Raw genomic sequence first — 13317 nt, 5'->3', positions numbered from 1 at the left:
GGGCCCGCCGAGCGCGGCCTGGGCGGGCGCGGCGTGGGCGCCCTCGCCGCGGACCGGCAGCGCCTGGACGGCGCCCGGGGCCCGGACGGCGGTGGCGGCGGTGGGGGCGGGCGGCCGCCGGTGGGTGCCGGTGTCCTCGGCGCCCTGGCGGGGCGCGTCGGGGGCGCTCTCGACGGTTTCGGCGAGCAGTTCGCGCGGGATCAGCACCACGGCGGAGGTGCCGCCGTAGGGGCTGGGCCGCAGGTGCACCCGGATGCCGTGCCGGCGGGCGAGCCGGGAGACCACGAACAGGCCGAGCCGGTCGGTGTCGGCGAGGTCGAACTCCTGCTCCACGGCGAGCCGCTGGTTGATCTCGGCGAGGTGCTGCTCGCTCAGGCCGAGGCCGCGGTCGTCGATCTCCAGGCAGAAGCCGTGCGCGACCACCTCGCCCTGGACGGTGATGTGGGTCTGCGGCGGGGAGAAGACGGTGGCGTTCTCGACGAGTTCGGCGACCAGGTGGGTGACGTCGGCGACGGCGGAGCCGAGCAGGCCGGTGCCGGGGAAGGGGCGCACCTGGACCCGGGCGTAGTCCTCGACCTCGCCGACGGCGGCGCGCACCACGTCGACCATCCGGACCGGCTTGCGCCAGGCGCGGCCGGGCGAGCCGCCGGAGAGGATGATCAGGCCCTCGGCGTGCCGGCGCATGCGGGTGGTGAGGTGGTCGAGCCGGAACAGGTCCTCCAGCTCGCGCGGGTCCTCGGTGCGGCGCTCCATGGTGTCGAGCAGGGTGAGCTGGCGGTGCAGCAGGACCTGGCTGCGGCGGGCCAGGTTGACGAAGACGGCGGAGACGCCGCGGCGCAGTTCGGCCTGTTCGACGGCGGCCTCGACGGCGACCCGCTGGACCTCGTTGAAGGCCCGGCCAACCTGGCCGATCTCGCCGGTGCCGAGGTCGAGTTGGGGCACTTCGGCGACCACGTCGACGGCTTCGCCGCGGCGCAGCCGGAGCATCACCGAGGGCAGCCGGGTGGCGGACAGGTCGGCGGCGGCGTTGCGCAGGCCGACGAGTTCGCGCACCAGGCGGCGGCCGGTGCGGTAGGAGATGACGATGGAGAGCACGACGGCGGTGAGGCCGATCAGGCCGGCGGTGCCGCCGCGGACCAGCGCGCCGATCGCGTTGTCGCGGGCCTGGTCGCCGAGGTCGGCGGCCAGCTCGGAGTTGAGGTCGTCGATGGCGGTGAGGACCTTGTCGGCGGTCTCGCCCCAGGAGTCGACCGGGCCGCCGCGCACTTCCACGGCCCGGTCGGCGGCCTTGTCGAAGCCGTTCTCGGCGGCGGTGAGCCAGCTCCAGTCCTGGCCCATCCGCAGCGCGTTGTAGGCCACCCGGTCGTCGCTGCCGAGTTCGCCGATGTAGATCCGGAACAGGGCCTGCTGGGCGTTCATGGCGTCCAGGGCGACCTGCTGCTTGCGGGGGTCCTTGGCGCCGGCCTCGGTGCCGGCCCGCAGCGCGCGCATCGCGGAGGTCTCCTGGGCGAGGTACTCGCCGGCCCGGGAGAGCTCGACCAGGATGGTGCCCTGCCGGGGCAGCGAGCCGGTCTGCTTGGCGATGAAGGAGGAGCGGAACGCGAACACCGGGGTGATCAGGTCGCTGTAGTCCTTGAGCGCGCCGTCCCAGCTCTGCTTCTGCTGGCCGATCTGGCTGCGGATGGCGCCGAGTTGGTCGGCGACGTTCAGCAGTTCCTGGTAGCGGGCGCGCTGGTCGGCGTCGAGCTTGCCGGCGTCGTGGCTGGCGCCCTGGTAGCGGAGCAGCTGCAGGTCGCGGTCGGTGACCTCGCGGGCGCGGGCGTAGGCGGCTGCGTAGTCGGCGTCGCCGGGGGCGGCCAGCCGCAGGACGGCGGCGGCGCGCTCCTGCTGGAGGTCGTGGGCGTACTGGTCGGCGGGGTCGCCGAAGGCGGTGTAGGTGGAGCCGAGGTCGAGCTGTTCCCACACGTCGCCGGTGGTGACGAGGGTGGCGTAGACCCACAGGCCGCTGAGCGCCGCGATGGGCACCAGGAGCAGCGCGACGATCCTCGCGCGGATCGAGCTGCGGCGCAGGCGCATACGGGTCCTTAGTGGTCCTCGGGCGGAACGGCCCGGGACGCGGTGGGCGGGCGCAGGTGGGTGCGCGGGGGCAGGGGTGGGCACGGGCGGGGGTCGAGAGCCGCGAGCCTACTACTTCCTGACCACCCGTTCGTAGGGTGAAAGTGCATCGTGATCGGCTGTTGTCCGGATCGTCCTTTAATTTCCCGGCCGGGTTCTGTCATGGCCCCGACCTGCGGCCCTTCGGTCGGTGCGGGGTGTCGTCGGACGGTGACTCTGGGCAGCGCCGCGCCGATCCGGTAGCTTCGCCGGTACCGCTCCGACCGTGCGGGCCGGGGGCGGGAACGGCCCCCCGGACCGGGGCGGGGGCCGCGGGGATCGGGGGGACCGTGCGAGAGTTCAGCAGCCCCGCGCCGGGCACGGCGCCGACCGGCGGGCTGGCCGACTCGGTGTTCGACCGGGCGGAGCGGGATCCGCGGCTGGTGCAGCTGTCCCGGGCGGTGGACGGCGGTTGGGAGCCGGTGACCGCGGCCCGGTTCCGCGACGAGGTGCTGGCCCTGGCCAGGGGCCTGCTGACCCGCGGGGTGCGCTACGGCGACCGGGTCGCGGTGATGTCGGCGACCCGCTGGGAGTGGACGCTGTTCGACTACGCGCTCTGGTCGGTCGGGGCGATCACCGTGCCGGTGTACCCGACGGCCTCGCCGGACCAGGTGCGCTGGATCCTGGCCGAGACCGCGGCGGTGGCCTGCGTGGTGGAGGACGAGGACCAGGCGATGACGGTGGGCGCGGTGTGCGACGCGCTGCCGGAGCTGACCGGCATCTGGCAGCTGGACCGGGGCTGCGTGGCGCAGCTGGCCGCGGACGGCGCGGGCGTGCCGGACGCGCTGGTGCACCGTCAGCGGCTCGGGGTGACGCCGGACTCGCTGGCGAGCGTCATCTACACCTCGGGCGCCACCGGCCGCCCCAAGGGCTGCCTGCTGACCCACGGCAACTTCGCCTCGGCGGCGGACGCGGTGCTGCACGGCTGGGCGGAGGTGTTCGCCGACACCGGCGGCGGGCAGCCGTCCACCCTGCTGTTCCTGCCGCTGGCGCACGTGTACGGGCGGCTCACCCAGGTCGCGGCGGTGCGCGGCGGGATCCGGATCGGCCACCACGCGAAGGTGTCGGCGGACAGCCTGCTGCCGGTGCTGGCCGCGTTCGGGCCGACCTTCCTGCAGGCGGTGCCGTACGTCTTCGAGAAGATCCACCGCCGGGCCCGGGAGGCCGCCGAGGAGGCCGGGCGGCTGGAGCTGTTCGAGCAGGCGGAGCGGGTCGCGGTGGAGTGGGCGGCGGCCTGCGAGCGCCGGGCGCACCGCAAGGGCCCCGGCCCCTCCCCGGCGCTGCGGCTGCGGCACGCCGCGTACGAGCGGATGGTGTACCAGCGGATCCGGGCGGTGCTGGGCGGCCGGGTGCGGGCGGTGATGTCGGGCGGGTCGATGCTGGGGCGGGAGCTGGCGCTGTTCTTCGCGGGCGCGGGCATGACGGTGTACGAGGGCTACGGGCTGACCGAGTCCTCGGCCGCGATCACCGGGAACCCGCCGCGGCGGCCGAAGTTCGGCACGGTGGGCCGTCCGGTGCCGGGTTCGACGGTGGCGATCGCGGAGGACGGCGAGGTGTGGGTGAAGGGGGCGGGGGTGTTCGCCGGGTACCTGAACCACCCGCGCTGCTCGGACGAGGCGCTCTGCCGGGGCTGGCTGGCCACCGGGGACCTGGGCGAGCTGGACGAGGACGGCTACCTGACGCTGACCGGCCGCAAGAAGGAGGTGATCGTCACCTCCAGCGGCAAGAACCTGGCCCCGGCGGTGCTGGAGGAGCGGGTCCGGGCGCACCCGCTGATCGCCCAGTGCCTGGTGGTGGGCGACGACCGGCCGTACCTGGCGGCGCTGATCACGCTGGACGGGGCGGCGCTGGCGCACTGGCTGCGGGCCCGCGGGCGGCCGCCGCTGGACGTGTGGGAGGCGCTGACCGATCCGGAGCTGCACCAGGAGGTGCAGCGGGCGGTGGGGGCGGCGAACACCACGGTGTCCCGGGCGGAGTCGATCCGGGCGTTCCGGCTGCTGCCGCGCGAGTTCTCGCTGGAGGAGGGGCTGCTGACGCCCTCGTTGAAGATCCGCCGGGCGGCGGTGGCGGAGCGCTACGCGCAGGACATCGAGGAGCTCTACGCCGGTTGACCGATCTCGGCCACCGGTTGGGCCGTTCCGCTTGACCGCCGGGATTGGTCCAGTCCATTGTGTGCACCGGCCTGGTGCGGCAGGGCCCCCACCGACCCCCGCCCCCTCCGGGAGTCACTCCTCCGCCCGTCCCCCACCATGGAGTTGACCCGTGATCGGTTCCGCCCGCCGCCGTCTCGCGGCCCTCGCCGCCACCGCCGCGCTGGCCTCCCTCGCCACCGTGCCGACCGCGCACGCGGACGCGCCGGCCCCCGCGCCGAACCTGGCCACCAACCCCGGCTTCGAGATCCCCACCCTGCCGCTGGCCGACTGGGGCTCGATCCCCGGCTGGCACTGCGCGGCCGGCGAGGACGCGGTCACCGCCGCCGCCCGCACCGGCGGCTCCGCCCTGACCCTCACCCCCGCCTCGGACGACTCCACCGGCCAGTGCGCCCAGACCCTCGCGGTGCGCCCGAACACCACCTACGCCTACAGCGCCTGGGTGCGCGGCTCGTACGCCTTCCTGGGCGCGAGCGGCACCGGCCACGACGTCCCCCCGGCCTGGACGGCGTCCACCGGCGACGGCTGGCAGCGGCTGAGCACCTCCTTCACCACCGGCCCGGCCACCACCTCGGTGCAGCTGTACGTGCACGGCTGGTACGGCCAGGGCCCGGTCTCGGTGGACGACGTCTCGGTGACCGGCGACCGCCCGGCGCCCGCGCCGCTGACCAGCGGCGTGCCGACCTCCGACCCGGTCGTCTTCATCACCGTCGACGACGGCTGGACCCGCGACCCGGCGGCGGTGCGGCTGATCGCCGACCGGAAGGTCCCGGTCACCGCGTTCCCGCTGCCGATGCCGGAGGGCTTCGAACCGGACTACTTCTCCCGGGCCACCGCGGTGCCCGGCTCCGCGATCGAGGACCACAGCGTCTCGCACCGGGACCTGACCACGCTGTCGCCCGCCGAGCAGCAGGCCGAGGTCTGCGACGCCCGGGACGCCGTCACCGCGCACTACGGCACCGTCCCGACGCTGCTGCGCCCGCCGTACTTCGCGGCGAACGCCGACCTCCAGCAGGCCGCCGCGAACTGCGGCATGACGCACCTGGTCACCGCGAACGCCGACTTCGGCTGGGGCGCCTCCAGCACCTCGCACCCCGGCGGCGTCCTGCAGGCCGGCGACATCGTCATCCTGCACTTCACCGACACCCTGGCGAGCGACCTGCAGCGCGCCCTGGACGCGGCCGCGCAGGCCGGTCTGCAGCCCGCGGCGCTGACCGACTACCTGCACTGACCGACCGTCCGCACCGACCGGCCGTCCGCGCCGGTCCCCCGGAACACCGGCGGCCGGGCTCCTCGCACGAGCCCGCCCGCCGCCCTCCCCGTCCCCCACGGACGCCGGTGCCGCTCCCCCGGGTCAGGCCGCGGCGCTGAACAGCGGCAGGTAACCGCCGGCCTGGCCGGAGGAGTTGGGGTGGTAGCTGTCGCTGATCGGCAGCGTGGTGCTGTTGAGCCACTGGCTGGAGGAGCCGCAGATCTCGTGGCCGGAGAAGGCCGTGCGGACGTCCTTGAAGGTGAACCCGGCGTTCGCCGCCTGCTTGGCGATCACCGTGTCCAGGGTGTCGGCGGCGCTGTTGATCGCGGTCCGCTTGGTGTCCGAGATGCCGAGGATGCAGCTGCCCGGCACCTGGTAGAGGTGCGGGTAGCCGAGCACCACCACGTGCGCGTTGGGCGCCTTCGCCTTGATCTGCCCGTACAGGCCGCTGAGCTGGCCCGGCAGGGTGTTGTTGGCGTAGCTCTTGGCCGTGTTCACCGCGCTCAGGCAGGAGCTCTCGCTGTTCAGCACGCAGGTCTGCATGGTGGAGGCGAAGCCCGCGTCGTTGCCGCCGACGGTGATCGACACCAGCGTGGTCGAGGAGCTCAGCGCGCTCAGCTGGTTGGCGGCCACGTCCCCGGTCTTCGCGCCCGAACAGGCCACGAAGGAGAACGAGGTGGGCGCGTGGGCGGTCTTCCAGAGGTACGGGTACGCCTTGGTGCTGCGGCTGCAACTGCCGCTGTCGCTGGTGTAGCTGCCGGAGCCGACGCCGGCCGAGTAGGAGTCGCCGAGCGCGACGTAGTTGACGCCGGCGGCGTTCGCCTGGGTGGCGGCGACGAGGGTGGTGACGGACAGGGCCGCCGCGGTGAGCGCGACGGAGACAGCACGGAAGCGGGACATCTGATCCTCCATGAGTGACGCAGGCCACACATTGGATACCAGTCAGTAGCCTCGCGGGGAAGCGGTCATGCCAAAGAAGTTGACGAACTCTCACCGAACGGGACCCCAACGTTCGCTACGCGCGCAGACCCATCCCTGACCTGGGCTGCGACGATTCCCCGGAGTGACGGCCGCACCACCCCGGCGCCGAGGGGCGCGCGCCCGGTGCGGTCAGCGCCCGGCGCCCGGTGCGATCAGCGCCCGGCGCCCGGCGCGCTCAGCACAGCCGGCAGCCCGCGAGCGGCAGTTCCTCGATCGTCTCGTCCGCCCGCGCCGGGACGCCCCACAGCCCGGCCGCCGCCGCGACCGCCGCCCGGGCCTGCCGCAGTCCGGGCGGCCCCCAGCCGAGCAGCTCGACCGCCAGGCCGGGCGCCACCAGCAGCCGCCGGTAGTGCCGCCCGGAGGCCGGGTCCGGCACCGACGGGCCCACCCCGCGCAGCACCGCGGCCATCCGCACCCGGGCGCACTCGTGCCCGCCGTTGGCCGAGCCGACCCGGTCGTACAGGTACCCGAGGTAGACCGGGCCCCCGATCACCGCCTGCGCCTCCTCGCCGGCCTCCCGGGCCAGCGCACTGCCCGGGTCCCCCGCGTCCTCCGGCTCCAGCGAGCCGCCGGGCAGGCTGACCACCCCGTCCTTCGGGTTCACCAGCGTCAGCACCCGCCCGTCCGGCGCGAACAGCCACCCCCAGGACTGCTTGACCGTCAGCCCGGCCGGCACCTGCTCCCCCGGCCGCCACGGCCAGCCCGCGTTCGGCCGGCGGCGCACCCGCCCGAGCAGGTCGGAGATCTCCGGGCTGTACTCGATGCCCATCCCGCTCCCTTCCGCTCCGCGGACCCGCCCGCCGTACCACCTGATGATCTTCCCCGAACACCCGACCGATGAACAGCCCCGACCGCCACCCGGGTCACCGGGTCTGCTAAGGCGACGGCTCGGGGCGCTGTCCGGCACCTGTGATACTCGTACCGGAGCACCGGACGGACGAGGAGTGGCGAGGATGCGGCGGGGAGCGACGGAGTGAGGCTGCTGCACACCTCGGACTGGCACCTGGGGCGCTCGTTCCACCGGGAGAACCTGCACGGCGCCCAGCGGGCCTTCCTGGACCACCTGGTGGCGACCGTCACCGCCGAGCGGGTCGACGCGGTGCTGGTCGCGGGGGACGTCTACGACCGGGCGCTGCCCGGCCTGGAGGCGGTCGCGCTGTTCGACGAGGCACTGTGGCGGCTGGCCGAGCTGGGCGTGCCCGCCGTGTTCATCTCCGGCAACCACGACTCCGCCCGCCGGCTGGGCACCGCCGCCCGGCTGATCGACCGGGCCGGCATCCACCTGCGCACCGACCCGGACGCGCTGGCCGAGCCCGTCCTGCTGGCCGACGAGCACGGCCCGGTGGCCGTCTACGGCCTGCCCTACCTGGAGCCGGCGCTGGTCCGCGAGCGGCTCGGCCTGGAGCGGGGCGGCCACGAGCAGGTGCTCGCCGCCGCGATGGACGGCGTCCGCGCCGACCTGGCCGCCCGCCCCGCGGGCACCCGCGCGGTGGTGCTGGCGCACGCCTTCGTGACCGGCGGCGCCGCCAGCGACAGCGAGCGGGACATCGCGGTCGGCGGCGTCCAGTCGGTGCCCGCCTCGGTGTTCGACGGCGTGCACTACGCGGCGCTCGGCCACCTGCACGGCTGCCAGACCCTCGCCCCGCACCTGCGCTACTCCGGCTCCCCGCTGGCCTACTCCTTCTCCGAGACGACGCACGAGAAGTCGATGTGGCTGGTCGACCTGGACGCGGCGGGCGCCGTCGAGGCCCGCCGGGTGCACTGCCCGGTGCCGCGCCGGCTGGCCCAGCTGAAGGGGCGGCTGGACGAGCTGCTGACCGACGGGAAGTACGAGTACGCCGTCGACCGCTGGGTGCAGGCCACCCTGACCGACCCCCTCCGCCCGGCCGACGCGATGGAGCGGCTGCGCGAGCGCTTCCCGCACACCCTGCAGCTGCTCTTCGACCCGGAGGGCGGCGAGCGGGCCGACGGCGCCTCCTACGCCCAGCGGGTGCGCGGGCGCACCGACCAGGAGGTGGTCGAGGGCTTCGTCGCCCACGTCCGACCCGGCCGGGAGCTCGACGGCGACGAACGGACCTGGCTGCTGGAGGGCCTGGAGTCGGTGCGCCGCAGCGCGGCCGGCCGGGCCGAGGAGAACGCCCGGTGACCGCCCGTCACCACCACACGTGGGAGCACACCCGATGAGGCTGCACCGGCTCGCCCTCACCGCCTTCGGGCCGTTCGCGGGCACCGAGCTGATCGACTTCGACCGGCTCTCCGCCGCCGGCCTGTTCCTGCTGCGCGGGGCCACCGGCGCCGGCAAGAGCAGCGTGCTGGACGCGGTCTGCTACGCGCTCTACGGCGAACTGCCCGGCACCCGCCGCAGCAACGGGGTGCGCAGCGACCACGCCGAACCGGGCGTGCGCACCGAGGTGGTGCTGGAGCTGACCCTCGGCGGGCGGCGGCTGGAGGTCACCCGCAGCCCCGAGCAGTGGCGGCCCAAGAAGCGCGGCACCGGCCTGACCCCGGAGAAGGCGCAGACCCTGCTGCGCGAGTGGGCCGCCGACGCCGGCCAGGGCGGACCCGGCTGGGTGCCGGTCAGCAGGTCGCACCAGGAGGCCGGCGAGGAGCTGACCCGGCTGCTGGGCATGAACCGCGAACAGTTCTGCCAGGTCGTGCTGCTCCCGCAGGGCGACTTCGCCCGCTTCCTGCGGGCCGACTCCAAGCAGCGCGCCGAACTGCTCGGCCGGCTCTTCGACACCGGCCGGTTCGACCAACTGGAGCGCTGGACGGCCGAGTTGCGCAAGCAGCACGAGTCCCGGGTGCAGAGCGGACGGCAGCGGGTGCACGCCCTGCTGGCCCGCGCCGAGGAGGCCGCCGGGCCGCTCGCGGCGGGCGCCGCCGAGCACCGCCCCGACGAGGACGCCCCGGTCTCCGGGGCGCTGGCCTGGGCCGCGCTGCTGCGCGTCGACGCCGCCGAACGGGCCGACTCCGCCGCACTGCGGCTGGCCGCCGCCGAGAGCGCGCGGGCCGCCGCCCGCGCCCGGCTGGAGGAGCAGGCCGCCCTGGCCGAACGGCAGTCCCGCCACCAGCGGGCCCGGCAAGAACGGCTCCGGCTCGCCGACCTGGCCGCCCGCTCGGCCCCCGAACGGGCCCGGCTGGACGCGGCGATGGCGGCCGAGGGCCCCGCCCCGCTGCGCCGCCTGCACCGGGCCGCGCTGGCCGCGCTGGCCGCCGCCGGCAGCCGGGAGGCCGCCCGCCGCGCCGCGCTGGCCGCCCGCGCGGCCGCCGCCCGCTGGACCTCCCCGCTCGACGGCCCCGGGGAACTGCGCGCCGCCGAAGGGGTGCTGCGCGCCGAGACCGGCCGGCTGGAGGCCGCCGCCGCGGCCGAGGAGCGGCACGGCGCGCTGCTCGCCGACCGCACCCGGCTGCGGCGCAAGCGCGAGGAGGCGGAGCTCCTCGCCGAGGACTCCCGCCGCTGGCTGGAGGACTTCGACGAACGGCTGAAGCAGCTCCAGCAGGACCGCGAGAACGCCCGGGAGGCCCGCACCGAGCTGGCCCGACTGACCGACCGGCAGCTGGAGTTGCAGGGCCAGTTGGCGGCCGCCGAGCGGTACCTGCGGCTGCGGGACGACCGCACCGCCGCCCAGGACGCCGTCCGCGCGCGCACCGACGCCGCGCAGCACGCCCGGCAGCGGACCCTCGACCTCCAGGAACGCCGACTCACCGGCATGGCGGCCGAGTTGGCCGCCGCCCTGACCCCGGGCGCCCCGTGCCGGGTGTGCGGCTCGCCCGGGCACCCGGCCCCCGCCGAACCCTCCGCCGACCAGGTCACCGCCGAGGACGAACGCCGCGCCCGCGCCGCCCAGCACGCCGCCGAAGCCGAACTCGCCGACGCGACCAAGCAGTTGAGCGCCCTGGAGGCCGAAGCCGCCGCCGCCGGGGCCGCCGCCGGAGGCCGCGGCACCGCCGAACTCACCACCGCCCTGCGCGAACTGACCGCCCGCCAGAAGAGCCTCCAGCACGCGGCGGAACGCTGGCTGCCGCTGGGCCAGCAGCTCGAACGGCTGGAACGGGACGGCGGCGCGCACCGCGAACAGCTCCGCCAGGCCGCCGAGCAGAGCGCCCGGCTCTCCGGCCAGCTGAACGCCCTGGACGCCGAACTCACCGACCTGGCCCGGCGGTTGGCCGCCGCCCGGGGCGACGCCCCCTCGGTCGCCGCCCGCGCCGCCGCCGTCACCGCGCTGTCCACCGCCACCACCGCCGTCCTGGACGCCGCCCGGGCCACCGCCACCGCCCGCACCCGCCTCGACGAGAGCACGACGGCCCTGCTCCGCGCCGCCCGCGACGCGGGCTTCGCCGACCTGGCGGCACTCGACGCGGCCGCCCTGCCCCCGTACGAACTGGACGCGCTGCGGCGGAGGTTCAAGCAGCTCGACGCCGACCTCGAACTGGCCGACGCCCAGCTCGCCGACCCCGCCCTGCGGGCCGCCGCCGAACTCCCGCCCGCCGCCGCCGAACCGGCCCGCGCGGCCGCCGCCCGCGCCGACGAGCACCTCGCCGACGCCCACTCCGGGCACGACCGGGCCCGCCGCCGGGTCGCCGACCTGGCCCGGATCGGCCGCGACCTGGCCGCGCTGGCCGCCGAACTGGCCCCCGTCCTGGACGCCCACGCCCGGATCAGCCGGCTGGCCGCCCTGCTGGCCGGCGCCCCCGCCGAGAACGCCCTGCGGATGCGCCTGGAGTCGTACGTGCTGGCCGCCCGGCTGGAGCAGGTCGCCGCCGCCGCGACCCGGCGCCTGCTGAAGATGTCCGGCGGCCGCTACACCCTGGTCCACAGCGACGGCCTGGTCTCCGGCACCAAGCGCTCCGGCCTCTCCCTGCACGTGGTCGATGCCTGGACCGGCCGCGAGCGCGACACCGCCACCCTCTCCGGCGGCGAGTCCTTCTTCGCCTCCCTCGCCCTCGCCCTCGGCCTCGCCGACGTGGTCACCGACGAGGCCGGCGGCATGCCCCTGGACACCCTCTTCATCGACGAGGGCTTCGGCACCCTCGACGAGAACGCCCTCGAAGAGGTCATGGACGTCCTCGACTCGCTGCGCGAACGCGACCGCGCCGTCGGCATCGTCAGCCACGTCCCCGACCTGCGCACCCGCGTCCCCGCCCAACTCCTGGTCCGCAAGCACCGCACCGGCTCCACCGTCCACCACACCACCCGCGAGGACACCTGACCGACCTGCGGAAATAACTTGCAGCGCATATAACTCATGACGCATGCTCCTGTGGTGGCATGGGAAGTCTCACTGCATGAGGCAGTGGCTGCCTGGTTCCTCAGGCTGAGCGAGAACGAACCGGAAACGGCGGACCAGGTCGCCGCCGCCGTCGACAAGCTCGTGGAGGAGGGACCGACCCTCGGGCGGCCGCTGGTCGACCGGATCAAGCGGTCCAGACATCACCACATGAAGGAACTGCGACCCCGGGTCAGCGGCGAGAGCGAGATCCGCATCCTGTTCGCGTTCGACCCCGAACGGGAAGCCATCCTCCTCGTCGCAGGCGACAAGTCCGGACAGTGGAACCTGTGGTACGACGTGAACATCCCGATCGCGGATGCCCGGTTCGACCGGCACCTCGACGCGCTCAAGGAGGGCGAGTAGCCGTGGCCAGATCTTGGAAGGACGTCCGGGCCGAAGTCGTCACCGACGAGGGCCGGGTCGCGGCGCACCGCGCCAGGCTCGACGCCGAGGTGCGCGCCTACCGGCTCGCCGAGATCCGCCGGGAGCAGGACCTGACCCAGACCGAGGTGGCGGAGCGGATCGGCGTCACCCAGCCCAATGTGTCCCGGCTGGAGCGCGGCGACCTCGACAGCACCTCCCTCAGCACGCTCCGCGAGTACGTCGAGGCCCTCGGTGGTCGGCTCCACCTGGTCGCGGACTTCGGCGACCGCAGCCTGCGCATCCAGTAGCCCGCACTCGGCCGGCGCGGCCGTCGCGCTACTCCCCCTCCGCCACGAACGCGGCCGCCAGGCGGCCCCAACTCCGCACCTGCGCAAGGGTGTGCGAGACGTGCAGGCGGGCGTTCGGGAGGTGGGCGGCCAGGGTGCGGGCGGTGGCCAGGGGGTGCAGGGGGTCGGTGTCCCAGGCGAGCAGCAGGACGGGGTGCGGGAGGTCGCGCAGCGCCTCGGGGTCGGGCAGGTCGGATGCGGCGGCGGCCCGCAGCGCGGCCGGCAGCAGCGGTTCGGGCAGATCGAACTCGGTGGTGTACTGCGGGGCGCCGGCGAGGACGGCGGGCGGTCCGGACATCCGGGCCGCGGCGTCCAGCGCGCCGCGGCCGCGCCGTTCGACCAGGGTCGCGGCGGCCCGCAGCCCGTTGCGGCGGGCTTCCCGGGCGGCCCAGGCGACGGCGGGGACGGCCAGCACCAGGCGGTCGAAGCGCTCGGGGCGCTCCAGCGCGGCCCACAGCACGGTGGCGGTGCCCATGGACGCGCCGAGTCCGGTGACGGGCGCGCCGGGCGAGAGGTGGTCGCAGAGCGCCAGCAGGTCGGCGGCCAGCGCCGGGTAGTGGTAGTCGGCGGGGACGGCCCGGCCGGTGGACTCGCCGTGCCCGCGCGCGTCGTACCGGGCCAGCCGGTGGGTCGCGGTCAGCGCCGTCCAGTCGAACAGTCCGGCCCGCCGCTCGTGCGCCCGGCTGGAGAGCGCCCCGTGGGCGTGCACGGCGAGCGGGCCGCGGCCGCCGGTGGCGCTGTAGGCGAGGGTGGCGTGCGGCCGCTCCAGGCGCCCGTCGGGGACCGGTCCGGGCACCGCG

General features: G+C 75.4%; 10 protein-coding genes. 6 read left to right on the top strand and 4 right to left on the bottom strand.

Translation table 11 applies throughout. The features are described from left to right. A partial coding sequence (locus ABD345_RS07090; RefSeq protein ID WP_344550952.1) for a sensor histidine kinase occupies positions 1 to 2076 on the bottom strand: 2076 nt, incomplete at its 3' end. Positions 2077 to 2444: 368 nt separating this feature from the next. Here ABD345_RS07090 and ABD345_RS07085 point away from each other — a divergent pair. Together ABD345_RS07085 and ABD345_RS07080 are read left to right on the top strand one after the other, a co-directional pair. Beyond that, entirely contained in the window at positions 2445 to 4265 is a 1821-nt protein-coding gene (locus tag ABD345_RS07085; RefSeq protein ID WP_344550951.1) for an AMP-dependent synthetase/ligase, read from the top strand. A gap of 151 nt (positions 4266 to 4416) precedes the next feature. Next, positions 4417 to 5535, top strand: a complete 1119-nt coding sequence (locus ABD345_RS07080; protein ID WP_344550950.1) for a polysaccharide deacetylase family protein — start codon at positions 4417 to 4419, stop codon at positions 5533 to 5535. Positions 5536 to 5658: 123 nt separating this feature from the next. Here ABD345_RS07080 and ABD345_RS07075 read toward each other — a convergent pair whose 3' ends face one another. Together ABD345_RS07075 and ABD345_RS07070 are read right to left on the bottom strand one after the other, a co-directional pair. Beyond that, positions 5659 to 6456 carry an SGNH/GDSL hydrolase family protein gene (locus ABD345_RS07075; protein ID WP_344550949.1) on the bottom strand — a complete coding sequence of 266 codons (798 nt, stop codon included), beginning with the start codon at positions 6454 to 6456 and terminating at the stop codon, positions 5659 to 5661. A gap of 256 nt (positions 6457 to 6712) precedes the next feature. Then, positions 6713 to 7306, bottom strand: a complete 594-nt coding sequence (locus ABD345_RS07070) for a hypothetical protein (protein WP_344550948.1) — start codon at positions 7304 to 7306, stop codon at positions 6713 to 6715. 204 nt (positions 7307 to 7510) lie between these two features. Between ABD345_RS07070 and ABD345_RS07065 the strand changes: the two genes are divergently transcribed. Genes ABD345_RS07065 through ABD345_RS07050 form a run of 4 tightly spaced genes read left to right on the top strand, consistent with a single transcriptional unit; the run spans position 7511 to position 12478 of the window. Further along, entirely contained in the window at positions 7511 to 8683 is a 1173-nt protein-coding gene (locus ABD345_RS07065) for an exonuclease SbcCD subunit D (protein ID WP_344550947.1), read from the top strand. A 34-nt stretch (positions 8684 to 8717) separates the two neighbouring features. Continuing rightward, complete coding sequence (locus ABD345_RS07060) at positions 8718 to 11747, top strand: AAA family ATPase (protein ID WP_344550946.1); 3030 nt, start codon at positions 8718 to 8720, stop codon at positions 11745 to 11747. A 36-nt stretch (positions 11748 to 11783) separates the two neighbouring features. Further along, positions 11784 to 12170: a type II toxin-antitoxin system RelE/ParE family toxin gene (locus ABD345_RS07055; RefSeq protein ID WP_380275346.1), complete on the top strand. Its 387-nt coding sequence runs from the start codon at positions 11784 to 11786 to the stop codon at positions 12168 to 12170. A 2-nt stretch (positions 12171 to 12172) separates the two neighbouring features. Beyond that, complete coding sequence (locus tag ABD345_RS07050) at positions 12173 to 12478, top strand: XRE family transcriptional regulator (protein ID WP_344550944.1); 306 nt, start codon at positions 12173 to 12175, stop codon at positions 12476 to 12478. Between the two features lie 28 nt (positions 12479 to 12506). On the opposite strand, the gene ABD345_RS07045 is transcribed toward ABD345_RS07050, so the two are convergent. After that, on the bottom strand, positions 12507 to 13313 hold the full coding sequence (locus ABD345_RS07045) for an alpha/beta fold hydrolase (RefSeq protein ID WP_344550943.1): 807 nt from the start codon (positions 13311 to 13313) through the stop codon (positions 12507 to 12509). Positions 13314 to 13317: the final 4 nt, after the last annotated feature.

The organism is Kitasatospora saccharophila (assembly GCF_039529925.1).
GTDB classification, from domain to species: domain Bacteria; phylum Actinomycetota; class Actinomycetes; order Streptomycetales; family Streptomycetaceae; genus Kitasatospora; species Kitasatospora saccharophila.
The sequence above is the reverse complement of the archived record's forward strand: the minus strand, read 5'-3'. Positions and strand labels throughout refer to the sequence as shown.